We start from the raw sequence: 25522 nt of genomic DNA on the forward strand, positions 1-25522 counted from the left end.
TCCAACCAACTTCAAGGGCCATAAACTTTCAATGAGGAAAACCGGTCCTTACGCCGCCGCGCTTTCGGCGAAGTCCAGGCGCGCCTGGCGAATCCGGGCATGATTTTCAGCGGCCCATTTCATCAGTTCCATCAGCGGCGGCATCATCGATTCCCCCATCGGGGTCAGGCGATATTCGACGGACGGTGGCACGGTCGGAAAGACGTGGCGGCTGACCAGACCGTCGGCCTGAAGATCACGCAGGGTCTGAGTCAACATGCGCTGGGAAATATCCGGCACCGCGCGTTTCAGTTCGCCGAAGCGGTGCGGCCGCGTGCCCAGGGCCACCATCAGCAGGCTCGACCACTTGTCGCCGATGTGGTCCATCACGTCGCGCACCGGACATTTGCTGCTGTCGATCTTGCCGCCGACATAGACCATGACGCCGCGCATGGCCTCATGGAGTTCCGGCGTGATATAGGGTGGTTCCTTCAAGGTAACTATCTCCCGAAAACCTGCCGTCTTTACAGACCGGCATAACGTACTATTTTAAACATGGTCTCAATTAGTAACTATATATCACAAAGGAACCGAAATGTCCAATCTGCTCGTCACCGGCGCCAATGGCAAGCTCGGCCGTCACGTCACCCAACTGCTGCTCGAAGCCGGCAGCGACCACATCATCGCCGCGTCACGCGACACCGCCAAGATCGCCGACCTGGCGGCCAAGGGCGCCGAAGTCCGCCGCGTCGATTTCGATGATGCCGCCTCGCTGGCCGAAGCCTTCGCGGGTGTGGACCGCGTGCTGATCATCTCGACCGACTCCTTGGGCACCGGCCAACGCCTGAACCAGCACAAGGCCGCTGTCGCCGCCGCCAAGGCCGCCGGGGTGACGGAGATTGTCTACACCTCCATGCCCAAGCCCGATGTTTCGGCCGTCAGCTTTGCCGGCGACCACTTCGGCACGGAACAGGCCGTGATCGCCAGCGGCCTGGCCTACACCATCCTGCGCGACGCCTGGTATCAGGAAAACCTGTTCATGAACCTGCCCGACGCCTTCAAGGGCGGCACCCTCTATACCTCCGCCGGAGATGGCAAACAGGCGCACGTGTCACACGCCGACGTGGCCCGCAGCGCCGCGGCTGCCCTCAGCCGACCCTCGACCAACCAGATCTTCACCCTCACCGGCCCGGAATTGCTGACCATGCCGCAGATTGCCGCCTTGGCCAGTGAGGCAACCGGCAAACCGCTGGCCGTGGTCAATGTCACGGATGAACAACTGGCCGATGGCATGAAGGCCCATGGCGTGCCCGACGGCTGGGTGCCTGTCCTGGTATCCTTCGACACCGCCGCCCGCCGCGGCGATTTCGAGATCCTGACCGACGATGTCGAGACCCTGACGGGCCGCAAACCGACCTCACTGCAGGCCTTCTTCGAAGCGAACAAAGCGGCGTTTTAAACCCATTTGGGACCTCCCCATCTTTGATGGGGAGGGGAACCGCACGAAGACGCGCAGCAGCAAGATGCGCGTTGTGCGGTCCCCCTCCCCAAGCAAGTTGGGGAGGTGCAAGATAATGCAGGCCCGCCTTCGAAACGACGGACTTGAATCAGCCAGGACCTTGAGGCTATTCAGAGCCCATGCTGATCCTGCCCGTCGAACCGCACCATATCCCGGCCCTGTCGCAACTGGCCGCCGACACCTTTACCGAGACCTTCGGCCACCTCTATCCGCCGGAGGACCTCGATGCCTTTCTGGTCAAATCCTATGCGCCGGATGTTCTGACGCGTGAGACCGCCGATCCGGCACAATTCTGGCGCATCGTCTTCGACGGCGAAAACGCCGTGGCCTATCTGCATTGCGGCCCGGTTGGCCTGCCCCATCCCGATGCCGATCCCGCCCGCGAAGGCGAACTGAAGCGCCTCTATGTCCATTCCAGCCAGCAGGGCAAGGGCCTGGGCAAACGGTTGCTGACCCTGGCTCAGGACTGGATGACGGACACCTACGGTCCCGCCGCCCAATGGATCGGCGTCTGGAGCGAGAATCATAAGGCGCAGGCCCTATATGCGGCCCACGGCTACGAACGCGTCGGCGAATACCAGTTCCCGGTCGGCCAGACGCTCGACGACGAATTCATCCTGCGCCGAGCGCCGCGATAAGGGCCGTCTCCGCCCGCGTCTGCCCCCGCTCCCGCCGGCGCAGGACATAGAAATCACGCGGCGGCAGGCCGATATCGTGCCCTTGCAACAGCCCAGCCCTGACCGCACGGTTGGCCACAAGCGCCGAAATCAGCGACAGCCCCGCGCCCGCCTCGACCGCGGTACGCACCGCCTCGTTCGACGGCAATTCCATAACGATATTGCCAGCATCTAGCGTCAGCCCCATGCCTTTGAGATGGTCGGCCAGCATCAGACGCGTCCCCGACCCCGCCTCACGCACCACGAACCGCGCCGCCGCCCACTCGGCCACCGTCGATGGCACAGCCCGACCCAAGGGCAGGATAAGCAGCATCGTATCACCGGTCAGCCTCCGCTGGTCGAGGCGCGGCTCATCGACCTGGCCTTCGACAATGCCGATATCGGCCTCGCCCGCCAGAACACGCGCGGCCGCCCGTTCGGTATTGCTGATGTCGAGCGACAGGCCCAACCCCGGCCAGGCCTGGTGAAACCGCGCCATTGCTTCGGGCAGCCAGTAATTGCCTACCGTCTGGCTGGCGGCCAGGCGCAAGGTCCCGCGCAAGGCGCCCGCCACATCGAACAGCGCCGCTTCCGCCTCATGCGCCCGCGTCAGCACGTCGCGCGCTTCAGGCAGGAACAGTCGGCCCGCTTCGGTCAGGGCAATGCCGCGCCCGATGCGGTCAAACAGCTTCACGTCGTAACGCGCCTCAAGTGCCGCCACCGCTGCGCTGACCGCCGACTGCGTCAGGTTGAGCGCCTGGGCCGCCCGCGTCAGGTGTTCGCGTTCGGCCACGGCGATGAAGATGCGAAGTTGTTCGAGTGTCATGCCGATCTGTTTAGTGCGTAAAAGCAAGAAAGTAGAGCGCCGATCTGATTCAGTCAGATCGAGATACCCTCTAAGTCAAAGCGACAATAAGGCCCAGAGTAAACAGCGAGATGAACACAGCACCCGCTGCCGCCAGCGCGATCGGCTTCCAGCCCCGCGCCGTCACCGCGCGCAGATGCGTCTTTAGCCCCATGCCGCCCAGCGCCATAGCCAGCAGAAAGGCCGAAACCTGGCCACTTGCCGTCTTGACCCCCGCCGGCACCGGCATCAGGCTGTTGACCGCCACCAGGGCCAGGAAGCCCAGGACAAACAACGGCACCCCGACCATTTTTCCACCAGCCTGCGTCTTGCCCGCCCGCCGCCACAGGCTCAGTCCCATGACCAGCGGCGCCAGAAGCAGAATGCGGCTCAGCTTGGCGACCGCCCCCGTCTGCTGCGCCTGCGGGCCTGCCCCGGCCGTGGCGCCGACGACCTGCGCCACCTCATGGATCGACGCGCCCGCCCACAGGCCGAAGCGGTGCTCGCCCAGCCACGGCGCCGCCAACGGATAGACCAGCATGGCTGCGGTCCCGAACAGCGTCACCATGGCGATGGCATAGGCCACGTCTTCGTCCGCCGCCTCGGTCACCGTATTGACTGCCGCCACCGCCGACGCCCCGCAAATGCTGGTCCCCGCCGCGATCAGTTCGGCCAGCCGCGCCTCCACGCCCAGCCAGCAGCCCAGCGCGCGAATGACCATGAAGCTTGTGAAGAGCCCCGCCGCCCCTATAGCAAAGCCGGTGACGCCGACAGCCGCGATCTGCGCCACGCTGACCTGAAGCCCCAGGAGCACCACCGCCCCGCGCAGCAGGGTGCGTGAGGCGAAGCTAATCCCGGCTTCCGCCGAGGCCGGTATATGAAGGGTATGAGCCAGCACCATGCCGATCACCGTCGCCAATATAGCCGGTGATACAGCCCCCATGTGCGGCAAGGCGTGAATACCAAAGGCGGCGACGGCGATAAGAACGGTCAGCGCCAATCCGCCCGGTCGGGGCAGGCGAAAGGAGGGGGCGGGAATGGCGGTATGCATGGCGAGCCTCAGTGTGTCTGATACCCGCCACCCTATCGGCTCACATTCGTTCAAACAAACGGATTAAAATTGTCAAATCATTCGATTATTTCGATTGATTGCGCAACCACAGCACAAAGGCCCAGGCGTAGCCGTCATTCTTCAGGTGGGTCGCGACCTGCAACGGCTCCAGCCAGACCAGTTCGTGGTCGGCTTCGCACTTGGCCTCAGGGATTTCACCGGTCAGAGCCATTTCGTAAAAATAGCAGTGATTATTATAGGGCGTGCCGTCGTCGTGAATGAAATAGTGCATGAGATCGGTCACCGGGCGCACCACCGTCACCGCCAGTCCCGTTTCCTCGCCGAATTCGCGCACCACCGCCTGCTCAGGGGTTTCGCCCGGATCGACCGCACCGCCCGGCAGGTCGTACTTATACGGACCGTAACCGATGCGCGCGCAGGCCACCAAACCGTCGCGCACCAGTATGCCATAGGCACCGGTGCGCGGCTTATAGGTCAGGGCCGCGTCGTAGCGGCCATATTGATTAATCGTCGCCATACAGGACTTCCCACGGATCGGTGACCTTTCCGCTCACGAAGTCATCATAGGTGCCGATCTTGTAACCGACCTGCATTGTCTTGGAATCGCGCCATGCGTCGATCAGCGAGTCGCGCAGATCGCCCGCGCCCTGGGCCAGGCGCGCGGTGATGAAGGCCCGGCCGCGGGCATCGCCATCCGTGAAACCGCCTTCTTTTTCCAGCTGGTACAAAGGCACGACCTGGCTAAAGCTCGCCTTGTAGCGCGCCGTAACGCAGGCCATGATCGGCCCGGTGCACGGCACATAGGCCGCCATGGCCGCCTTCACATCGCTTTCCTTGATATTGCGGCTAACGAAGACGCCTTCGATCGGCGAATGGATCTTCTCCATCGTAAAGCCGTTCGGATTGGGGAAGTTGCCCCAGCCGTTATAGTGGATGCTGAGGTGCAGTGGATTGGTGGTGTCGCCGACATAATGGGCCAATATGCCGATATCGCGCAGGATAAGCTGTTCACGGCGAATCCGGTCGGCGCGATACCATGCCTTCTTGGTCTTGTCCTTTTCCAGCGGCTCGACATAGGTCAGCACGCGCCAGAAGGCCATGTCCTTGACGACCTGCTGGTAGGCGTCAACCGTGGCATAGGGCAGATAGCCGGCCTTGTACGGCTCCACGCCCTTGGCGCGCACGGCGGCTTCGTAGTCGGACCGGTTGGCGGGCAGGTTATCGAGCGACACGCCGGCCAGGGTATTGCCGTCGTCGTCCAGATCGATGAAGTGGGCGATGTCGCGATCATTGTCGTGCACCTTGCCCGCCCCGCGCCAGCGATCCGGTTCGCGGGCATATTCGCCGACATCGGCCACCGCCTGCGGCGTGCGCAGGAAGGCCGGCATATAATCCGGCAAGGTCTTGATGGCCAGTTCACCAACCATGCGATGCCCCGATGAGCCCCAGGCCCACGCGGCGCCCGCCACAACCGTACCCGCCAGAACGGCGGCAGCCAAAGTCTTGAAACGCATTGTTCTACCCTCTTTAACCTTCGCTACTACGATATTTAGTCCGTTTCCGGCGCCAGCGTGATTTCGAGCCCGTTCAGGTCGTCACGCATCAGAATCTGGCACGACAGGCGCGAATTGCGCTTCACCATAAAGGCTTCATCTAGCTTTTCGTCTTCCTCGTCCGACTTCGGGGTCAGCTTGGATTGCCATGCATCGGCGACATAAACGTGACAGGTGGCGCATTCCAGCGCACCGCCGCATTCCGCCTTGATCGGCAGGCCGTTGTCGCGGATGATTTCCATGATCCGCCAGCCGTCAAGCGCCGGCAGGGTATGCGCCACGCCCTCGCGGTCGGTACAGATGATGTGCAGCTCTTCGTCGCTCATGTCGGGTTCCCGTCTCTTCGCCCGTGCGTTTAAAGAGCCCTACCCCGCTTGCCAACAAAAAAAGCGGTATCAGCCCTTCAAAGATCGTAACTGCAATTCGTGCAGATAGGCCGCCACATCCATTTGCGCGGCATTGAGCGCCGAACGGACGCGTTCCAGACGCATCTCCGCCCCTTCGTCCTCGCCGCGTTCGGCCAGTTCCGCCGCCGCCGCCAAAATCCCGGCACCGACGCCCGCCGCCGCCCCCTTGATCGTGTGCGCGGCATCGCGCCAGCCGGGGTGATCGGCGCTCAAAAGCGGCGTCCACAGGTCGCACTGCTGCTGGAAGATGCGCAACACCTCCTCCATCACCACCGTGTCATTGAGCGTGTAGGCCTCCAGGTGGCCGAAATCGACGGCGCCGGTGACATCGCGCAGGGCCATTCAGAATCTCCATGGGTCAGAATCGCAGAACCTCGTTTTATCGCACTGCGGCAAGACGCGAAAGCGGGACAATGCCGCCATCGACACATTTCCTCAGAATTAGAAACGTGTCTCCTGCTTGCGGCGTTCCCGCGTGATAACCTGATCCAGGGTCTGGAGGAATTGCGAGCGGTTGGCGTTGGAAAACGGCGGCGGCCCGCCGGTGATTTCGCCGGTCGAACGGATATGCTCCATCAAGGCGCGCTGGGCCAGGGCCGCGCCGATCGAATCCGGCGTAAAGGCTCGTCCGTTCGGCGCGATGGCGTGCGCCGCCTTGGCCAGCACCCGCCCGGCCAGCGGAATGTCATTGGTGATGACGACATCCCCTGCCACGGCCTGATCGGCGATCCAGTCATCGGCCACGTCCGGCCCGGCTTCGACAATCATGCGTGCGATCAGCGGCGATTGCGGGATCTGAATGAAGCTGTTGGACACCACGAAGGTGTGCAGGCCGTAGCGCGCGGCGACCTTGTAGGTCTCGTCCTTAACGGGGCAGGCATCGGCATCGATATATACGGTAATGGGCATGTCGCCTGATTAGCAGAATACGGCGGATGTCGTCATAAAATCCGCACGATATCGCCATCCAGGCCTATACTGACCAGCCTATACTGTTCGAATCGTTATGGGAGTTTGATCATGGCCGCCCCTACCCCCTTCCTGCCCGGCACGCTGGGTGAGCTGGACCTGACCACATCGGCGTTTCGGACCTGGCTCGATGCCACCCGCGCGCGCCAGTACGGGTTGGACGTAGGCCACCGCCCCGTGATCCTGCTGGGCGCGGGCTCCCTTCTGGCGGCGGATTTCGTCGCCTACATGATCGCGACCGGGCGCGTTGTCGCACTGGTCGACAACCACCGGGCGGGTCAGACCTATGGCGACACGCCCTATATCGGCGATGCCGATCTGGCGGACGTGCTGGCGAAAACACCCGACGCCATCGGCATTTTGTGCTGCGGCTCGGAAAACGCCATCGCCCACTTCACGACCCTGTGGTCCGTGCGCCCGCAACCGCTTTTGAGCTATTTCGAGGTCATGAGCCTGGTGCCTGCCTCCGCGTCAAAGGCCCATTGGTTCGTGCCTGCGTTTTCGGACCTCGATATGGTGGTGCGCCTGCATGAAAAGGCACGCCCAGCCTTCGCCGACGACATGAGCCGGCGCACGCTCGACGCCATCATGCTGTACCGCCTGACCTGGGACGCACGATACATCGCCGAGGTGTCACGCGCGGAAAAGGCCATCTATTTCGAAGCCGACGTCATGCCCTTGACCGACCATGAAATCTTCGTCGATGGCGGCGCCTATAATGGCGACACCGTCCACGCCTTTCAGCAAAAGACCAACGGCAAATATAGCCATATCCATTCTTTCGAAATCGATCCCGTCAATTGCGACGCCTTTGCCGCCAACACTCGCGACCTGCCCAATGTGACCTTGCATCGCGTCGGCCTGTGGAACGAACCGGCCGAAATGGGTATCGATCTGCGCTCGGACAATGGCAGCCGGATTAGCGCCGCATCGACCATAACAGCGCCGCTCGACGCCATGGACAATATGGACCTGGGCGCCGTCAGCCTGATCAAGCTGGACATCGAAGGGGCAGAAAATCAGGCCCTGAATGGCGCCCGCCGCCTGATCCAAACCCACAGGCCGCGCCTGGCCATCTGCGCCTATCACAAGCCGGACGATTTCGAGACCCTACTAGACACCCTGTCCAGCCTGCGCGACGACTACCGCCTGACCCTGCGGCACTATTCGCCCATTCTCTTCGATAGCGTCATATACGCCAATTAAGTTGGGAGCGTCCTGGACACCAAGAGAGAAAACATAGAAAGCGCGCGGAACCCAAGCTCCACGCGCTTTACTGCTTTACAACGACCGCCCAACATCGGGCAGAGGGCTACGTCAGGTGAAGACCTTACAAATCCTTGCTTAGGCCGAGGAAGACACCCCGGCGCGGTCCCCATTGCGGAGCGCCGACGCCAATGCCCTTGCCGTCACGGATTTCGTAGGCGCGATCCAGAGCGTTGATCATATCCACGCGCGCATCCAGTCCGCCCGCCCAAGTGAAGTGATGGCTGACACTGAGGTTGACCTGGGCATAGGCCGGCAGGCGCGCGCCATTGGGGACAGCGCCGTCCGTGCGCAGGCCGCTGCCGTACAGACCGTCGAAGGCAAAATTGGTCGCCCCCAGCTTGTACGTCATCCCCAAAGATCCGGTCGTCGTCTGATCATGGTCCACATAGATGAAGTGATCGGCGACATAGGCCTGGTCATCGGGCGAGAAGTTGAACTGCGACGAGACAATCTGGCGCCCCTGGGCCTTGGCGATCGCCAGGCTGGCATAGGCGGTGAAGGGGCCTTTCTCGTAATTGGCCGTGAATTCGGTCCCGTGATTGCGGCCATATTTGTAATTGAAGGGCGTCAGGATGATGGGAGCGCCGAACTGGCCTTCGTCGATCAGGTAACGGGCGACGCGGTTGTAGGCATCGATCCCGACCGTGAGGTGCGAACCCAGTTTTTGCTGAACACCCAGATCGTAATAGTTGTCGCGCTGTGCATACGGCACGTCATTGGCCCCGGAAATGTCAAATGACGTACCGGCGAAAAGCGCCTGGGTCTGGCCCGCGATCAGCTCATAGGGCGGCGGCGTGAAATAACGCGCATAGCCGCCATGAACGGTCGTGCCCTGCAGCGGCGTCCAGACGAAATTGACGCGCGGGCTAAGCTGGTCTTCGTCGCGATAGGAACTCAACTTGTCATAGCGCAGGCCATAGTTAAGGACGAACTGATCGAAGACCTTCCACTCGTCCTGGACATAGAGGCTGACGGTCTGGGAATCCTTCTTACCGTTGTCAGAGATCACGACCGGCACGTCCGATGTGGGGTTTCCGGAATCGTCGAGATAGAAGACGTGGCTAAGGGTCTTGCTGACGCTGTGATCGGCGGAGGCAATTAGCCCGGACCGTACGGTGTGGGCGGGGTTGACGGTCCAGGCGCCTTCGGCCTGAAGGCCAACCGAGGTATCCGTCTTGTTGGCCGCCTGGGCGACGCCGTTGAAGGCCAGTTCCGCATCCCAGTCCGGGCTGTAGGTGAGCTTGGAGGCGCGCGCGAAGATCGAGACCTGACCGGTAAAATTGTCGCTGGTCTTCAGGTAGGACGCGATTGCGTATTGCGTCGTTTCCTTTTGATTGGAATTGAGGTGGTCGCTGGTAAAGGAGGACACGCCGTTCACCGTATAGCCTGTACCGTCATCAACGGAATTCAGGCCGGGTGTGTTCGGTAACTGGAAGGACTGATCCGAGATACCGCCGATCAAGGACACACGACTGCTGTCGTCGATAATGTGGTCGTAATAGCCAAAGCCTAAGAGCTGACTCGTTCGGTCATGAATCGGCGTCTTGGTATTATAGGGCGCTTCGATACCGATCTGAGATTGCTGATAGCTGAGGGAACCGAAATAGGTATCGGTGCTGTTGGAGCCGCCATAGGTGATGCTCGGCTGGTAAAGACCGTGGCTGCCGCCATAGACGGACACGGTGCCGCCCGTCTTGAGACCCGTCTGCGTCGTTATGTTGACGACACCGGCTGTGCGCAATCCATACTCAGCCGGCAGCGCGCCGGTATCGAGCTCAATCGATTTGGCATATCTGGGGCTTAACACCTGGCCGAAGCTGCTCAGGCCTTCCGGCAGGATGATGCCGTTGAGACGAAACTGGATATTGTTGTGGTCGCCGCGCACATGAAGCTGACCGTAGGAATCCTGCGCCACGCCTGGCGCCTGAAGGATGACCTGATTGAGGCCGACATTTTCGCCCCCGGGCAGGTTCTTCACCAGAGCTTCGGGCATGACATAGCTGGAGGCGCCGGTATCGGGCTGAATGGTTTGCCGGGCAGCATCAAGCTTGCGGGCTCTAATCGTGACAACGGTCGTCGCTTCGGTTCCATCGCTCGTCTTGGCGTCGGCCGTCTGCGTGTCGGCCGTTTGGGCGTTCGCTATGCCGGCGCCCATCGCCAGGAGCGATAACCCGGCCAAAAGGATCGGCTTGAGGCTTGGGGGAACGATATGCCCCGCCTTTACAAATTTCATTTTCGACACGTTGGACTCCACAGATAATGCGCTGCAACAAAGCGTTATGTAATAACATAACTCAAGTCAAGCTGTTTCTGTAGCAACAGTATCTGCGCCTTGAAATCCGCTCTCCCGCCGGCCCAAATGCCGGGCCACGATGGGAAAGGCGCACGCCTTCACGGCACGGCGGGAAGCGTCGCAAGCCGTAAAAAGGTAGGCGATATAGCCGCACGACGGGCCAGCCTATCTGTAGGCATATAGGTCCCGAATGCCGTCAGAACTTTGACCGCCCCGCGCCAAACCAAGGCCAGGCGTCTGGGGTCGTAAATTTGCCCACAACACCAAGGTTTTCAGGCACGTACCGTTGCTTTTGCGGCGGGCGCGCTACGTGATTTTTCCCGGTTTATGACGATCTTGAAATAAAGCGCGTAAGGGGAGTCACGGACCTAACGCGCGACCGGCTTCACCACGTATGGCTTCACGCCAATCGGCAGGGTGAGCCGATAGACCAGGATCAGGTTGTCATTGTCCCCGGTGCCGCTCCCCTTGGCATTGGTCAGCGCGGCATCGAAGGCCTGCCCCTTAAGGCGGCCATTCTGCGTTTCGAAATCGTTGTCATTGCCGACCAGAAGAAACACGTCGTTCGGCGCCTTGGGGTCAAGCGCCGGCGCAATGGCCATGGCCTCCAGCTTTTCCGGCAGGGTCATTGAGGTGGACGGCGACACCGTCAGGTTCATACCGAAGCGGGCCAGTTGCACCGGATTGAGCATGTTGATCAGTTCGGTCTGCTGAACCGGCGTGATGCCGGCAACCAGCTGGCCATCGCGGGCCACCGGCTGCGTGCCCTGCTCATAGGGTGTCCCGGCCAGGTTGGTGGCGCCGGTCACGTCAATAAGCAGAACGCTCTTGAACACCGGCGCGTCGGTCGTGCCCTTGCCCCGTCCGTTGCCGTCGCGCGACAGGACAAGAAACTGCGTATCGCTGAGCGCAACCATTTCCGACTGGGCGGCGGTGGCGTCGGCGGGCTGCCCGTCACCGGTCTCACGGTAAGTCGGCAGTTGCAGGACGTAGTGGGAAACCGGTTGCGTCGGCGTCCGCGTCTTTGAGATGTCGTAGACGAGGATACGGGTGTTATTCCGCGTGGCCTTATCCTTGCCTGCCGTGTCCTGGACGGTGGCGCTTTGTAAAATGGTGACCAGGTATTTGCCATCCGGCGTGACCGCCAGCGCTTCAAGGCCCTGATTGTTGCGCCGCCCCGTGTCCGGCGCTTTTTCGGCGTTAAAGTTGAGCGCGCCCTCTGTCATCGGCAACAAGGCCGGAACGGTTTGGATGGCGCCCGTCTGCTTGCCCGCTTTATCGAACACATAGATGCCCGCGGCATATTCGTCGGAAACATAGAAGCTGCCGTCGGGCAGCATGGCTATGGCTTCGGAATCGAGGCTGATGTGACCGGCGCCCTCGCCGCTCGCCGGTGACGGATAGCGAATGCCGTCGCGCGTCACGACATTGACGCCCGGCTCTTTGCCGGTGAAGGTCTGGCCAGTTGCGTCCTTCAGATAAAAGCCGCCGGTCGGCGTAAGGGTCAGATGCCCCTCCGGGCTAAGGCTGAGATGCAGGCTGTGCAGACGGTTGGCGTAGTCGGCCGTGCCCTTGACCGAGCCGACATCGTTAGGGCCACGGTCAGGCAGGGTGTAGATATCGCCGCTATAGCTGCCATCGGGCAGTTTCTTCCACGCCCGCACCGCCATGCCGGAAAACGATCCCAGCGTGTCGCCGGCAAAGTCGGATGTCGCGGCGCTGAGGTGTCCCGCGCCGACCAGCCCCTGATTGACGAAGGTTTGCCCGTTCAAGGTCACGGACACGGCGCCGGGCGCCTCTGTCCAATGCTTGCTGACATAGGTTTGAGATTGCGCGGTGGCGGACGACGCCATGGCCAGCGCGGCCAGCGAGACAAGAACGGACAGGCGAAACATGTTGGCTCCTTGCGTGTTCTCAAAATATAGGTGGCAGCGGCTTCGGACGAGGCCAGTCGTTCTGAGGTGTATAGCTCAGCTATGTGTCAAAAGATTTTGCTTCGGTGCATTATAATATCAAAGAGAAAACCAGGCTGGACAATGACCCGGAATAACGCGGGGCCAATGCTCAAAGACGGGTTTGGCACCGGAACATGACGTAAATTTAACGCCCGCAATCGTTGCGTTGATACCGGTTAGCGGCGATACAGAGTCTTCCGCTGCCAGGTTGTACACCATGCCCCGTTTGTCTGTCCTTACCGGTACTTTCGCCGCCTGCCTTCTCGCAATAGCCTTGCCCGTTCAGGCGCAGGACTATCAGCCACCCTTTCATCCGCAGACGCTGAAACGCCCTGCCATCAGCGCCCCCAATGACGTGCTGGTGCTTGGGACGATGCATGTGTCCGGCCTGCCCGACACCTTTGACCCAAAGACCCTGACACCGCTGCTCGACCGTCTGGCGGCCTGGCATCCAACCGCCATTGCCACCGAAGACATGTCCGGCCTGCAATGCGATGCCCTGCGCCGTTACCCCTCGCGATATGCCGAAACGGTCAAGACCTATTGTCCCGACCCAACCAAAGCCGGCCAGGCGACAGGGCTCGACGTACCGGCCGCCAATGCGGAGGCCGAACGACTTCTGGCTGAATGGCCAGCGGCCCCCACGCCCGCACAGCGCCGGCATCTGGCGGCACTCTTCCTCGCCGCCGGCGAACGCTACTCCGCGCTGGTGCAGTGGTTGCGCCTGGCGCCTGGTGAGCGGCACGCCGGTGACGGCCTCACTGACGATCTTACCGCCGAACTGGACAAGTTGAAGGTCCGCCGCAATGAGACAAGCCTGATCTCCGCCCCTCTGGCGGCGCGCCTGGGGCTTGAGCGGTTATGGAGCGTCGACGATCATTCCGCCGACACGCCCGATCCCACCGATCCGGCGGAAGCAAAGGCCTATGGCGAGGCGATTACCCGCGCCTGGGACAACCCGGCGACCCATGCCCGACAGGCCGAGGATTCGCGTCTGCAGGCTGGCCTCACGCAGCCGGACGGCGTCCTTGCCATATATCGCGCCTATAATGCGCCCGAAGCGGCCATGCGCACCTATCAATCCGATTTTGGCGCGGCCTTGACGGAGCCCTCCCCTCAAGGCTTCGGCCGCTACTATGTCGGATATTGGGAGACGCGCAACCTGCGCATGGTGGCCAATATCCGCGACGTTCTGGGCCAGCATCCCGGCACGCGCCTGCTGGCCATCGTCGGCGCCTCGCATAAGGGCTATTACGAAGCCTATCTCAACGAGATGCACGACGTTAGGCTGGTGGACGCCATTTCCGTCCTCAAATGAGCGCGCCACCAATCAGCATTGGATAACTGCGCCTGCCAAGCGCGGGTTTGACCGTGATCAAAGCCGCCAGCCCTGTCCTGTCATAGAGACGGTGAGTGATTTCCCGACACCCACTGAGACTCAGGAGTTTATGCATGACCACGAAGATGAAAGCCGCCGTCGTTCGGACGTTCGGTAAGGCGCTGGAGGTCATGGAGGTCGATGTGCCGACCCCGGGCCCGGGAGAAATTCTCGTAAAGGTCGCGGCCTGCGGCGTGTGCCACACCGACCTGCATGCCGCCAATGGCGACTGGCCGATCAAGCCCCAGCCGCCCTTTATCCCGGGCCACGAAGTCGCGGGAACCGTGGCGGCAATCGGCCCCGGTGTCGTCGGCCTCAAGGAAGGCGATCGCGTCGGCGTGGCTTGGCTACACGACGCCTGCGGCAATTGTGAGTACTGCCAGACCGGCTGGGAAACCCTGTGCGAGCAACAGCACAATACCGGCTATAGCTGCAACGGCGGATTCGCCGAATTTGTTATCGCCGCCGCCCCGTTCGCCTGTCGCCTCCCTGCCAATATCGGCTTTACGGATATTGCGCCGATCCTGTGCGCCGGCGTCACGACCTATAAGGGGCTTAAGGAAACCGAAGCCCGCCCCGGCGAATGGGTGGCCATTTCCGGCGTTGGCGGCCTGGGGCACATCGCCATTCAATATGCCAAGGCGATGGGCCTGTATGTCGCGGCCATCGACGTGGCGCCGGAAAAGCTGGCGCTTGCCCGCAGCCTCGGCGCAGATCTGGCGGTGGATGGCCGGTCGCCGGACGCCGTGGCCGACATTGTCCGGGCAACCAGCGGCGGCGCGCATGGCGTACTCGTGACCGCCGTCTCGCCCCCCGCCTTCGCCCAGGCCATTTCCGTGGCGCGGCGCAAGGGCACGGTAAGCCTGGTCGGACTTCCGCCCGGCGCCTTTCCCACCCCGATCTTCGATGTGGTGCTGAAACGCATTACGGTCCGCGGCTCAATCGTGGGGACGCGTCGCGATCTGGATGAAGCCATCGCTTTCGCGGCAGCAGGCAAGGTCAAGGCCGATATTCACACGGCGCGTCTCAACGATATCAATACCGTCCTGACCGACCTTGGCCAGGGCCGGGTCGAAGGCCGAACCGTGCTCGATTTTTCATAGAGCGCAGCTTATCCGGAGGTGGGTATCAACCCACCTCTATGCCTTATGAGCGCGCACTCAGGCCGCCGTGGAAGAAGCCGGCTCAGATTGCCGGCTTCTTCCCGTTAAACCCGGTACAGATCAGAAGTTATAACCAAAACCGACCGTAACCTTCCGGCCGCTGTAGGAGCTGTACAGCGCATCCTGGCGGACTGAGTCTTGGTAGAAACCCAGTTCCTGGTTTGTCAGGTTCTGCGCCTCCAGCCGCAGTTGCAGACGTGGCGTGACCTGGTAGGACGCGCTCGCGTCCAAAAAGAAGCCCGCGATATTGCCTTGCACATCGCTGCCGGCCCGTCCCGATGGAACGCGAAGCAGGAATTTGTCCCGCCACGATCCGCTCATGCGCATGCTGAGCTTATCATCTTCATAGTACACGGTCGTATTGAGCGTGTTTTTCGACAGGTTCACCAGTGACGCCTTAACCGTCGTCGTGCAGGCTGCATTGGTGCAGTAGTCGATATTCGATTCCGTGTAGGTATAGGCGGCGATAATTCCGGTGTTCTTCCAGAATCCCGGCAGGAAATCGAAGCCTTGCTGATAATTAAGCTCAAATCCCTTCAGCGGCCCGCCCGGCGTGTTGGTCTTGTTGGACACCGTAAAGATAGTGCTCGCATCGTTGCTGGATCCGTTCAGCAGACTGAGCGGCAAGCCCGTTTCGCCATACGGAATATTGCGCTGAAGCGTCTGGATGTAGCTGTCGATGTCCTTGTAGAACAGTCCGCCCGAAAGCAGGCCGCGCTTGCCGAAGTAATATTCCAGTGAAATATCCGCCGTCTTGGCGCGGATGGGGTCGAGAAGGAAGTTGCCGCTCGATACCGTGCGCGTATTGAGCGCAATCGCCACGGCCCCTGGAAGCAAGTCGGACAGTTCCGGGCGCGACATGACCTTGGCGACGGCAAAGCGCAGGATAAGGTTTTTCTTCAGGTCTGCCGTGACCGTTGCCGCCGGCAGCCAGTCGTCATAACTACGCGTCAAGGCCAGTGGCGTGCCGGAGAACGTGCCTGTCCCGCTCTGCTCGGTATGAACATAACGCGTGCCGACATTACCGCGAATCCGCACGGGCAACATGTCCGTGTCGAAATCGAGCTGGGCATAGGCGCCCTTGACCTTTTCATCGAGAGTCGCTTCGGTTGGCGCGGCCAGGGCGTAAGCGCCGGTCTGGCTGGAGAACCCGAAGACCTGATCGAACTTGTCATAATCGGGCGCTGCCCAGCCTGAAGTGGTGTCGACGGGCACAGTGGTCCCAAAACCCGTGAGGGAACGGGTCAACTGGGCCATTGTCGTCCCGGCGGGCAGGGCCGGCGCCAGGTTTTGCGTCACGCGCGAGGCACTGACCGTATCGAACTTGGCCTCGCGGTACTGCACGCCGGCTTTAAGCGTGAGCGCGTCCGTCAAACGGTAAACGGCGTGAATTTCACTATTGACGTTATCCGTGGTGTCCCGCCCGACCTGCATGGCGAGTACGCCGTTCACCGTCGCATCCGCAGAGTTCGGACCAAAAACATAGTTGGCCGGATTATTGACGTCCATCCCCCAGTTCAGGGTCGGGAAGCGATCATTGTTACGGAAGTCGAAGGAGAAGCCGTTGACATTGTTGGCATACATGGAAATCTGCGTACGCATCGGCTTATCCACCACGGTACGGGAAACCCCCAGATATCCGTCAAGCGTAAGCCGGTCCCATGCCTGGCTGGCCTTGAGGTTCACCTGACTGAAGGTGGTCGTATATTTGGTACGCGTCAGGTCTGAGACAAGATCGACGCCATTAAACAGGCCATAAAGCAAGGTGCCGTCGGGTGCCGCCACCGCATCGACCACTGACGATTCCGCACTGCCGTGCTGTGAGGCCGAACGAGAGAAGGACAGCGCCGAAAGCGAACTGTCGTCACGATCCACGTCATAACGCGAATAGAGCGCATCGAGGGTGATATCGGTTCGATCCGTCGGTTTGTACTGCACGGTAACGGTCGCCCCCATGCGGGTATAGTCCTGATCCGAGCGGATCAGGCGCGGCGTGCGCGGCACATAGGTATTGGCGCTATCAACGAGCGTATAGTTGGCGACGTTTGTAGGCGTATTGGGCAGGCGCGGATTGCCTGTCGAACAGTTGGCTGCGTCCGTGCCCCTGGGAGCGCTGGTGGCGGGGCTTTGCGGCGCGTAGCCCACCGGAGAACAGAAATGATTCAGGCTGCCCTGAAGAATATCGATCGCAGACCAGCCTTCTTCGCGGGTATGTCGCTCGGTCCAGGCCACGGAAGCACCCACGCCGAGTTTATTGTCCAGGAACTTCTTCGCCACGACGGCCGTAAAGCGGGGGCTGTTGTGTTTTCCGAGATCGTCATAGGTCGTTTCAGCGCTCACCGCTGCGGTGAAATCCTTGCTGTAAGACAGCGGACGCGGCGTCTCAAGCTCAACGGTCGCCCCCAGGGATCCTTCTTCCACGTCGGCTTCACTGGTTTTCCGCACCTTCAAAGAACTGAACAGTTCCGAAGGAAAAGCGCTGAAATCGAATGATCGCGAAGAGACGTAACCGGAACGGATATCCGAAGAACCGGTCGAACTGGCCCCCTCCATGCCATTCATCAGAACCCGCGTGAACTGGGCGCCGAGACCGCGTACCGAAATCGTCTTGCCTTCCCCGCCATCGCCGCGGGTGATGGCCACGCCCGGCACCCGCTGCATCGACTCGGCCAGGTTGGAATCGGGAAATTTGCCGATGTCCTCGGAGGTAATCGAGTCGACAATGCCGGTTTCCCGGCGCTTGACGGCCAGCGCATTACTGAGCGATCGGCGGAAACCTTTGATAATGACGACCTGTTCGTCCGCCGCCGGATTTGCCTGAGGCTGATCCGGCGGTGTAGCCGTCTGCGCGAACGCCCAGCCGGGGCTAAACGCCATAATGGCAATGGCAAGCGCAGAGGCGCTGCGGCAGATCGTGATCTTAAGTTCGGAACGCATTGTTTCTTTCCCTATATGGCCAGTTTTGGCTCTAAAGCAGACTCACGGACGTGCTGTGACCCGGATAGGCTTGAAAATCAGATCAAGGTGAAACTTGCAGCCGAAGGTCTCAGCCGTTGGCTGAGAGAGTGAAATCACGACACAGGTCGCACTTCGGGCGCCTCATAGTCTCATGGTCGCTTCTAATCCCTGTCCGGTCACAAGACCGGGGTATTCATTTTTATGAGTTCGCGGCCTTAAGCGAACAAACCTGTAATACAGGATTCATCGGCGGTCGCCAATAGCTGTATTACAGGTTTCTCGAAAACGGGAATTTGTGTCACCCATTTATCACTATCTAACCCTTGGACGCCTTAGCTTACCTGTATATCGCGGCTATTGACGGACTTTACCGCCTGGCCCGGGACAGACAGACTGCTGACCTTGGCGCCGGTAACATCGTCGAAATAAAGAGCCGGGCGTGCATCCGGCGCCGTGGTCTCAAACGACGAATTCCGCACGGTGATATTTCGGGCATGACGCACATAAAGCCCATGGGCCGGAAGCACACCCATGAAGCTGGGCTCCAAACTGGAATTGCGCCTTTCCGGCGGCACGCGTGCCGCATCTTCCGCGCTCCCGCCGCCTGAGTTGACGATATGGACATTGTCGATACTGACGTCTTCGATAATGCCATCCTCGACCCCAACGATACCGCAGGGAAATGCACCCAAAGCGCCCGAAACGTTGATGTCCGAGAACCGCACACGGCGGACCTGAGCTACGCCCGCACCGACAGGCGCGCGATTGCGCACGGACAGGCGCAGGAAGAACGGATGATTGACCGGATTGCGCAGCGATATATTGGAGAATGTCACGTCCTCCAGCACACCGCCATCGATGGCTCCCAGTTGCAGCCCGCGCGAGTTTTCGCAAATACAGTCGGAGATCAGGATGTTGCGGAACCCCCCGACCGAGTCCGTGCCGAGCTTGATCCGCCCCAGAACGCCCAGCTTGTCCGGCGATACGTAAGGCGACGGCACATAGGTCCCATCGAGCATGGTTCCGAGCAAGTAGCCGCTGGTCTTGCAGTTGACGACGCTCACCTCTTCGCAGACGACGCTGCGGTTGAGCGCGCCACTGGACTTAAGGACGATAGCGTCATCCTTCGGCGCATTGACGATACAATTGCTGACGCGGACGTCGCGACAGCAGTCGATGTCGATACCATCGCGGTCGGTGTCGATCATCAGCCCGTCGATCGTCATATTGCTGCACCCCAGGGCGTAGACACTGAAATGCCCGCCTTGCAGGATTGAGAAATCACGCAGCACCACATTACGGCATTCCTTAAGGCCGATGCTCTTGCCGGCACGGCCTTCGTATCTGCGCTCCTCCGGATCTTTCAGACGCGCCGTTTGTGGATCAAGTCCCTGGTCCTTGGGCGATACCCAGCCCGGAATGCCGTGCCAGCGCGGTTCGGGATTTTCACGGTCCAGTCCCAGGCCGTGGATACGCCCGGTACCCACGATCGCGATATTGCTGAGACCGATGCCATATATCAGACTGTTGCGGTAATGGCTCTGTCCGTGCGAGGCCAGTTGTTCCTCGAATATACCCTCCGGCAGGTCATAATGCGCCCCGTCTACATCGGGATTGGCGGCGATGATCGTGGCGCCCGCCGACAACATCAGGGTGATATTGTCCTTCAGCCGGATCGAGAAGCACTTGTAATCACCGGGCGACACCACGACCGTGCCGCCACCGCCACGCGCCGCCGCCTCGATGGCCTTGTTGATGGCGCCGGAATCGATCGTCTTGCCGTCACCCCGTGCGCCGAAATCGCGCACCTCGTAAAACCCGCGCAGCGAAGCGGCCCGGACAAGAGACGGCGCGCCCGCGAACCCGGCCAGCGTTCCAGCAAGCGTGCTCATCACCATCGCGCGCCGGCTTAACCCAGATAAAGAATCCATGATGCTGTTCTTTCAATTGATAGGATGACCGGTCAGGCCTTGCGTTGAAATACCCGGTGAGAGACGCAGCTGTTATCAACCAGGTCCCAGTCGATATCGACGCCAAGGCCAGGCCCTTCGGGCACCGAAATGTCGCCCGCCGAGTCGATGAAGTCATAAAAGCTCTGCTTCATCGGAATCTGGAACGTCTCTTCGGGCACGAACAGCTCGAAATATTCTGAATTGCGCACCGCGCAGGCGACATGGAGGTTAGCAATATCCATGGGCCCCATGGTGGTGGTGTGCAGTTCGCAATTCAGACCATGTGCTTCGGCAAGGTGACAGACCTTGAGCGTGCCTGTAATGCCCCCCTTCCACGACACATCGGCGCGCACCGCGTCCAAAGCATTGGCCTTGATCGCCTGGGCAACGCCCCACGGGCCACCCCGCGTCGTTTCGGTGCCGACGATAGCGATATCGAGCGCGGCGCTCAGCTTGGCATATTTGTCCAGCTCATAGTCCCGGAAGGGTTCTTCAAACCAATGATAATTCAATGTTTCGAGGTGCCGGCCAACCTGTATGGCTTCCGCCAGGGTGTATTCCGCCACCGGATCGCTCATCAGGACCATGTCGGGCCCCACGGCCGCGCGCACGGCGGCATGTATCTCCATATCCATCGCACTGGGGCCACAGGGATGGACCTTGTAAGCCTTGAACCCCTTGGCCTTGTAATGCAGGGCCTCGCGGACATAGTCCTCGACGGCGGGCAGCCACAAACTGCTGGCATAAACCGGCATCTGGGTCCGGTAGCTGCCGATGTAGCGATGGAGCGGCAGCCCCGCCGTCCGGGCCGCGGCATCCCACAGGGCGACGTCGATCGGGCCCGGCAGGAACACCGGGAAAAAGGCGCCGTGCCGGTCTATGTTCCAGAAATCCTGCCAGATCCGTTCCCGGTCGTGAATGCTGCGGCCCAGAATGACGGGCGCAATGACGTCGGCCAGATAGGCCTCCGTCACCGCACCGGAACGTGCCGCCCAAAAGGTCGCGATGCCTTCGACGCCGTCGGAGGTCGTGATGCGTCCGACCGCGTAATCCCAAGGCATGGGCGCCGCCCCTTCGCGCGCCTCGTCGAACAGGCCCTTGGGACGTTTGCACGTCCAGGTTTCGAATTTTTCGATATACATAGGGCTCTCCCGGTTACAGACGATAGGCGCGCTTGGCGAGGTGATAGCCGAGATCGGCGGCCACGATGTGCGCCTCATCCCTGTCGAGGCGGTGCTCAACAACAAGACGCGCCAGATAGGAACAGTCGACGCGCCGGCACACATCATGACGCGCCGGTACCGAAAAGAAGGCGCGCGTGTCGTCGTTGAACCCGACGGTATTGTAAAAGCCGCCGGTTTCGGTCGTCTGCTCGCGAAAGCGCATAATGCCTTCCGGACTGTCATGAAACCACCAGGCAGGCCCAATGCGCAGGGCGGGATAATGCCCGGCCAGCGGCGCGATCTCGCGCGCATAGGTCGTTTCATCCAGGGTGAAGAGAATAATGGTGAGGTCTTTATTGTTGCCGAAACGGTCAAGCAACGGCTTGAGTTCATGGACAAAATCCGTGCGCGACGGGAAATCATCGCCCTTGGCTTCACCGAAGGTTTTCTGGATGTACGGGTTTTGACCGCGAAGCGCGCCGGGATGAATTTGCATCACCAGGCCGTCTTCCAGGCTCATACCCGCCATCTCGGTTAACATCTGGCCGCGAAACACCTCCCGGTCACGTGCGCTTGAATCTGCAGACAGGATGCGGGCAAACAGCGACGCCGCCTCCTCCGGGCTCAGGTCTTCGGTATGGGCGGTCGGATGACCATGGTCGGTGGACGTGCAGCCCCCGTGTTCGATAAAATACCGCCGCCTGTCCCTGAGCGCATCGAGATAGCCGGACCACGTCGCCGTATCCCGGCCGGTCAATTGGCCCAGCCTGGCCACGTCCGCATGGAATCCCGGCGCGTCCGGGTCAGTGACCCCGTCGGGCCGGAATGCGGTGATGACCCGCCCGGACCAGCCGCTTGCCGCCACCGCGCGGTGATGGCGCAGATCGTCCAAAGCGCCTTCCGTCGTGGCCAGGACCTCGATGTTGAAGCGCTCGAACAGAGCGCGCGGCCGGTATTCCGGACTTTGAAGCCGCTCGGCGATGTGGTCGTAGACCCGGTCCGCGCTTTCGGCGCAGAGCCGCTCAGTTACGCCCAGAATGTCGTGAAAGGCGTGATCGAGCCACATGCGGCTTGGCGTGCCGCGCAACAGATGCTGGTTTTCGGCAAAAATCCGCCAGATGCGGCGCGGGTCAGTTTCGACCGGACCGCCGTCGATCCGCGGCACGCCCAAGTCTTCCAGCGCCACCCCTTGGCTATACAGCATCCGGAAAATGTAGTGGTCCGGAATGATGAACAGGCTGGCCGGGTCTGGAAACGGGGCATTTTCGGCAAACCACGACGGATCGGTATGCCCGTGCGGGCTGATGATGGGCAGGGCACAGACGCTGTCATACAGATCCCGCGCGATGGCGCGTGTCGCGGGATCGGACGGCAACAGCCGGTCGGGATGGAGGTTCAGGGGCGCAGATGTCGTCGTCATAGGTACCCCCGCCTTAAAAGCCTTGCGCCGCGCCGCCATCGACGGGCAACACCACGCCCGTGACGAATTGCGCCGCCGGTGAGCACAGATAGACGGCGGCCCAGCCGATATCGTCCGCCTGGCCAAACCGTTTCATCGGTGTCCGCGACAATATCTTGGCGGCGCGCGCCTCATCTCCGGACAAGGCCTTTCGCAGCATTGGCGATTCGATCCACCCCGGCGCGATGGCGTTGACCCGCACGCCGTGTTCCGCCACTTCGGCCGACAGGGCGCGCACCATGCCGACATAGGCGGACTTGGCGGCCGAATAGGCGATGACCTGGGGAATACCGATAAAGGACGTCATTGAGGCAATGAACAGGATGTTTCCGCGCCCGCGCGCGATCATGCCGGGAAGCACGTAGCGCGTCAGGTTGTGGGCCGCTAAAACATGCGTATCCATCACAGTCGCGAACTCTTCGACCGGCGTATCGACCGCCAGCTTCTTCAGATGGTTGCCCGCATTATTGACGAGGATCGAAATCGGCCCCACCCGCGCCTCGACCCGCGCGACAAAGGCCTCCATCTCATCGAAGGCGGTAATATCGACGGTTTCGGCATAGGCACCGTCTCCGAGCGCCTGGGCCTCGGCCTCAACCAGATCGGCCCGCCGCCCGGCCAGAACCACTTTTGCGCCAGCGGCATGAAGGCACCGAGCCATGGCCAGGCCAAGCCCGCTGCCGCCACCGGTGACAAGGGCAACCTCTCCGTCCAGAGAAAACGGGAGTGCAGATAAAGTCGCCGTCATAGGCCCTGTCCTTTTCTGAAGATTGGCGCGGTCCGGCCGTTTGCGGACACGTCGAATGTGAAACCGTCGCTCATGACTAAAGAATTCCGTACTTGGCGAAGGCGGCCGTGCTGGACAGTCCGGCCTCGATATCCTGGCGGACACGCTTTTCGCCGCGCGCCTTCGCTAAAGCCTTTTCCACCACCACCCCTTCCTGGCTGGCGGGAACAATGACGACGCCATCCATGTCGCCAAAGACCAGATCGCCCGGATTTACGCGGACGGCGCCAATCTCGATCGGGCAGCGATAATCCGCTACCTTTGTCCGGACGGCGGAATCCTGCGCGAAACGGCCACGGCTGAACACCGGCCAGTTCTGCGCCAATACCTGCGGCGTGTCCCGATGAAACCCGTTGATAACCGCGCCCGCTGCCCCGCGTGTCCGCGCCGTTGTGGTCAGGAGCTCCCCCCAATAGGCGCATCGCATGTCGCCACCGCTGGCCAGGTAGATCTCGCCGGGCTGCAACTGGTCCAAGGCTTGCGTCAACAGGCCGAACGGCTGATCCTGACGGCCATAAACATCGATCATCAGGACCGGCATTGCCCGGCCAACAAGCTTCATGTCGGTGTGCATCGGCTGGATCGGCTGCGGAAGGAACTGATGCGTAAAGCCAAGGTCGTCGAGGATGTCGCCGACGACGGGCGTATATAATTCGGCTCTAAACAGGTCAAAAAGGCTCGCATCATCCATAGTCCGTCACCCTTCCCTGCCGTTATAAGGTATTTTTGCACCCCATTGCGGAGGGTGCGCGGGACGCCTGTGTCGGCGGCCTCTTACCTCAAGGCTAAAACCTGTATTACAGCTTTATCTGCATTTTTTTGCCCCGGCAAGACCTTTCACAGTATTTATGGACACCCGAACGCGGGACGGTGTAGTTTGGCCGGTCTAATGTGGCCAGTGTTGGCTGGCGAGTGTAGGCTGGCGGCGGCTCGGGCCGCCAACCCGCGGATTGAGAGTGCGCAAAGACGTGAATAAACTGGCGGCAAAAGACGTGCCCTTGAAACCGGCGACCGGGACCGGGCGGGTCGATCAGGTCATTGACTACATCCGGGACTATGTGGCGCGGGAAAACCTCAGGCCCGGCGCCAAGCTGCCCAGCGAGACCAAGCTCAGCACCCTGATCGGCGTCAGCCGTCCGGTTGTGCGCGAAGCCATGCGCGCCCTGGCCGGCACAGGCCTGATCGAAATGGCGGTCGGCAAGCGTGCGATCATCACGCCGCTCGATGGGGAGATGATCGGCCAGGTTATTGAGAATGCCGTTCTTATCGGACAGGCTGACACGCGTAACGTGCTTGAGCTGCGCCGCAGCCTGGAAATCGGCATGGTGGCCCTGGCGGCGACCCGGCGGTCGCCCGACGATATCAGCAAGCTGCGGTCGCTGCTTGAGGCGATGCGCAAAGCCTTGCACGCCGGCGCCGAATATTCCGCGCTCGATTTGCGCTTCCATCTGGCGCTGGCCGAAGCCGCCGGCAACCCGCTCTATGTCATCCTGATAGAAGCCTTCCGCCAGGTCTTCGAAGCCTCCATGCGCGACGGAATGGAACGCCGGTCGAGCAACTCCGAAGTGGAGAAGGTGCAGCAATTGCACGAAGCCATTACCGAAGCGGTAATCGCCGGCGATCCGGCCGGCGCCAGCCGCGCCATGTCGGACCATTTCGATGAGGCCTATGACAAGTTCTGGTCCGACCGCATCGGCCGACTGTCCGAATTACAGCGAGAGTAATTCTGGCGAGACGTCCGGATATAAAGACGGCATGTGGATTTGATTCTGGCGCCCGGTTATGGACTGGACACGCGCCGCATGGCTTGGCATAGGCCTTTGTAATAAAAGGCATACGAAGGAAAGTGCGGCAATGGCAATCGGTAATATCGTAATGATCGCCCTCGGTCTCCTGGCCATGGTTCTGGGCTGGTTCATGTTCGCGTCGGTGAAATTCCGCGCCTGGACGATGAGCTACGGCCGCGGTGCCATGTGGACCAAGCTCCTGGGCGAACGCCGCGCCGACTGGGCGACCCGCTTTATCTTCGGTCCGGTATGTCTGATTTTTGGTGCGCTGATGGTTTTGGTGTCCGCGTTCGGTGGCCCCATCGGGTCGTAGGACGTAGACCTTACCGGCGGCGAACAGAGCAATAAAAAAGGCGGAC

At 61.1% G+C, this 25522-nt stretch carries 23 protein-coding genes; 7 read left to right on the forward strand and 16 right to left on the reverse strand.

All coding sequences use genetic code 11. The features are described from left to right. Nucleotides 1–48: 48 nt before the first annotated feature. On the reverse strand, nt 49–474 hold the full coding sequence (locus tag RCJ00_RS05095) for a winged helix-turn-helix transcriptional regulator (RefSeq protein WP_316220658.1): 426 nt from the start codon (nt 472–474) through the stop codon (nt 49–51). Nucleotides 475–574: 100 nt separating this feature from the next. Between RCJ00_RS05095 and RCJ00_RS05100 the strand changes: the two genes are divergently transcribed. Together RCJ00_RS05100 and RCJ00_RS05105 are read left to right on the forward strand one after the other, a co-directional pair. Continuing rightward, nucleotides 575–1438, forward strand: a complete 864-nt coding sequence (locus RCJ00_RS05100) for an SDR family oxidoreductase (RefSeq protein WP_316220660.1) — start codon at nt 575–577, stop codon at nt 1436–1438. 179 nt (nt 1439–1617) lie between these two features. Next, on the forward strand, nt 1618–2136 hold the full coding sequence (locus RCJ00_RS05105; protein ID WP_316220661.1) for a GNAT family N-acetyltransferase: 519 nt from the start codon (nt 1618–1620) through the stop codon (nt 2134–2136). On the opposite strand, the gene RCJ00_RS05110 is transcribed toward RCJ00_RS05105, so the two are convergent. From RCJ00_RS05110 to RCJ00_RS05140, 7 genes are all read right to left on the reverse strand, one after another. Next, nucleotides 2111–2980 carry a LysR family transcriptional regulator gene (locus RCJ00_RS05110; protein ID WP_316220662.1) on the reverse strand — a complete coding sequence of 290 codons (870 nt, stop codon included), beginning with the start codon at nt 2978–2980 and terminating at the stop codon, nt 2111–2113. The genes RCJ00_RS05105 and RCJ00_RS05110 overlap by 26 nt on opposite strands. A gap of 70 nt (nt 2981–3050) precedes the next feature. After that, nucleotides 3051–4049: a YeiH family protein gene (locus RCJ00_RS05115; protein ID WP_316220663.1), complete on the reverse strand. Its 999-nt coding sequence runs from the start codon at nt 4047–4049 to the stop codon at nt 3051–3053. 85 nt (nt 4050–4134) lie between these two features. Further along, entirely contained in the window at nt 4135–4587 is a 453-nt protein-coding gene (locus tag RCJ00_RS05120) for an NUDIX domain-containing protein (RefSeq protein ID WP_316220664.1), read from the reverse strand. After that, nucleotides 4574–5584: a phospholipase C/P1 nuclease family protein gene (locus RCJ00_RS05125; RefSeq protein ID WP_316220665.1), complete on the reverse strand. Its 1011-nt coding sequence runs from the start codon at nt 5582–5584 to the stop codon at nt 4574–4576. Before RCJ00_RS05125 ends, RCJ00_RS05120 begins: the two co-directional genes overlap by 14 nt. 35 nt (nt 5585–5619) lie before the next feature. Beyond that, the gene (locus RCJ00_RS05130) at nt 5620–5949 is read right to left on the reverse strand and encodes a 2Fe-2S iron-sulfur cluster-binding protein (RefSeq protein ID WP_316220666.1); all 330 of its coding nucleotides are present in this window, start codon (nt 5947–5949) and stop codon (nt 5620–5622) included. Between the two features lie 69 nt (nt 5950–6018). Continuing rightward, entirely contained in the window at nt 6019–6372 is a 354-nt protein-coding gene (locus RCJ00_RS05135; RefSeq protein ID WP_316220668.1) for an Hpt domain-containing protein, read from the reverse strand. Between the two features lie 99 nt (nt 6373–6471). Continuing rightward, nucleotides 6472–6939, reverse strand: a complete 468-nt coding sequence (locus tag RCJ00_RS05140) for a YaiI/YqxD family protein (RefSeq protein WP_023458896.1) — start codon at nt 6937–6939, stop codon at nt 6472–6474. 111 nt (nt 6940–7050) lie between these two features. On the opposite strand from RCJ00_RS05140, the gene RCJ00_RS05145 reads away from it, so the two are divergent. Then, a complete protein-coding gene (locus tag RCJ00_RS05145) occupies nt 7051–8205 on the forward strand; it encodes an FkbM family methyltransferase (RefSeq protein ID WP_316220669.1) in 1155 nt (384 codons plus the stop codon). A 124-nt stretch (nt 8206–8329) separates the two neighbouring features. Here RCJ00_RS05145 and RCJ00_RS05150 read toward each other — a convergent pair whose 3' ends face one another. After that, nucleotides 8330–10501, reverse strand: a complete 2172-nt coding sequence (locus RCJ00_RS05150) for a TonB-dependent receptor (protein ID WP_316221085.1) — start codon at nt 10499–10501, stop codon at nt 8330–8332. Between the two features lie 428 nt (nt 10502–10929). Beyond that, on the reverse strand, nt 10930–12456 hold the full coding sequence (locus RCJ00_RS05155) for an esterase-like activity of phytase family protein (protein WP_316220670.1): 1527 nt from the start codon (nt 12454–12456) through the stop codon (nt 10930–10932). Between the two features lie 277 nt (nt 12457–12733). Between RCJ00_RS05155 and RCJ00_RS05160 the strand changes: the two genes are divergently transcribed. Both RCJ00_RS05160 and adhP read left to right on the forward strand, forming a co-directional pair. Further along, the gene (locus RCJ00_RS05160; RefSeq protein ID WP_316220671.1) at nt 12734–13834 is read left to right on the forward strand and encodes a DUF5694 domain-containing protein; all 1101 of its coding nucleotides are present in this window, start codon (nt 12734–12736) and stop codon (nt 13832–13834) included. A 134-nt stretch (nt 13835–13968) separates the two neighbouring features. After that, nucleotides 13969–14997, forward strand: coding sequence for an alcohol dehydrogenase AdhP (adhP, locus tag RCJ00_RS05165; protein ID WP_316220673.1), 1029 nt, complete (start codon nt 13969–13971; stop codon nt 14995–14997). Between the two features lie 120 nt (nt 14998–15117). Here the strand turns inward: adhP and RCJ00_RS05170 are convergent, their stop codons facing one another. From RCJ00_RS05170 to RCJ00_RS05195, 6 genes are all read right to left on the reverse strand, one after another. After that, the gene (locus tag RCJ00_RS05170) at nt 15118–17994 is read right to left on the reverse strand and encodes a TonB-dependent receptor (protein WP_316220674.1); all 2877 of its coding nucleotides are present in this window, start codon (nt 17992–17994) and stop codon (nt 15118–15120) included. Between the two features lie 353 nt (nt 17995–18347). Next, nucleotides 18348–19946, reverse strand: a complete 1599-nt coding sequence (locus tag RCJ00_RS05175; RefSeq protein ID WP_316220676.1) for a rhamnogalacturonidase — start codon at nt 19944–19946, stop codon at nt 18348–18350. Nucleotides 19947–19978: 32 nt separating this feature from the next. Then, on the reverse strand, nt 19979–21109 hold the full coding sequence (locus RCJ00_RS05180; protein WP_316220678.1) for an enolase C-terminal domain-like protein: 1131 nt from the start codon (nt 21107–21109) through the stop codon (nt 19979–19981). Between the two features lie 13 nt (nt 21110–21122). Next, nucleotides 21123–22550 (reverse strand): glucuronate isomerase, encoded by a 1428-nt coding sequence (gene uxaC, locus RCJ00_RS05185; RefSeq protein ID WP_316220679.1) that lies wholly within the window; start codon nt 22548–22550, stop codon nt 21123–21125. Nucleotides 22551–22563: 13 nt separating this feature from the next. Continuing rightward, a complete protein-coding gene (locus tag RCJ00_RS05190) occupies nt 22564–23337 on the reverse strand; it encodes an SDR family NAD(P)-dependent oxidoreductase (protein WP_316220680.1) in 774 nt (257 codons plus the stop codon). Between the two features lie 76 nt (nt 23338–23413). Further along, nucleotides 23414–24067 carry an RraA family protein gene (locus RCJ00_RS05195; RefSeq protein WP_316220681.1) on the reverse strand — a complete coding sequence of 218 codons (654 nt, stop codon included), beginning with the start codon at nt 24065–24067 and terminating at the stop codon, nt 23414–23416. Nucleotides 24068–24332: 265 nt separating this feature from the next. Here RCJ00_RS05195 and RCJ00_RS05200 point away from each other — a divergent pair, with 265 nt between their 5' ends. Both RCJ00_RS05200 and RCJ00_RS05205 read left to right on the forward strand, forming a co-directional pair. Further along, nucleotides 24333–25100 (forward strand): FadR/GntR family transcriptional regulator, encoded by a 768-nt coding sequence (locus tag RCJ00_RS05200; protein ID WP_316220682.1) that lies wholly within the window; start codon nt 24333–24335, stop codon nt 25098–25100. Nucleotides 25101–25230: 130 nt separating this feature from the next. Next, entirely contained in the window at nt 25231–25476 is a 246-nt protein-coding gene (locus RCJ00_RS05205) for a hypothetical protein (protein WP_316220684.1), read from the forward strand. Nucleotides 25477–25522: the final 46 nt, after the last annotated feature.

The sequence above is a fragment of the Asticcacaulis aquihabitans genome (assembly GCF_032490435.1).
In the GTDB taxonomy this organism is placed as follows: Bacteria; Pseudomonadota; Alphaproteobacteria; order Caulobacterales; family Caulobacteraceae; genus Asticcacaulis.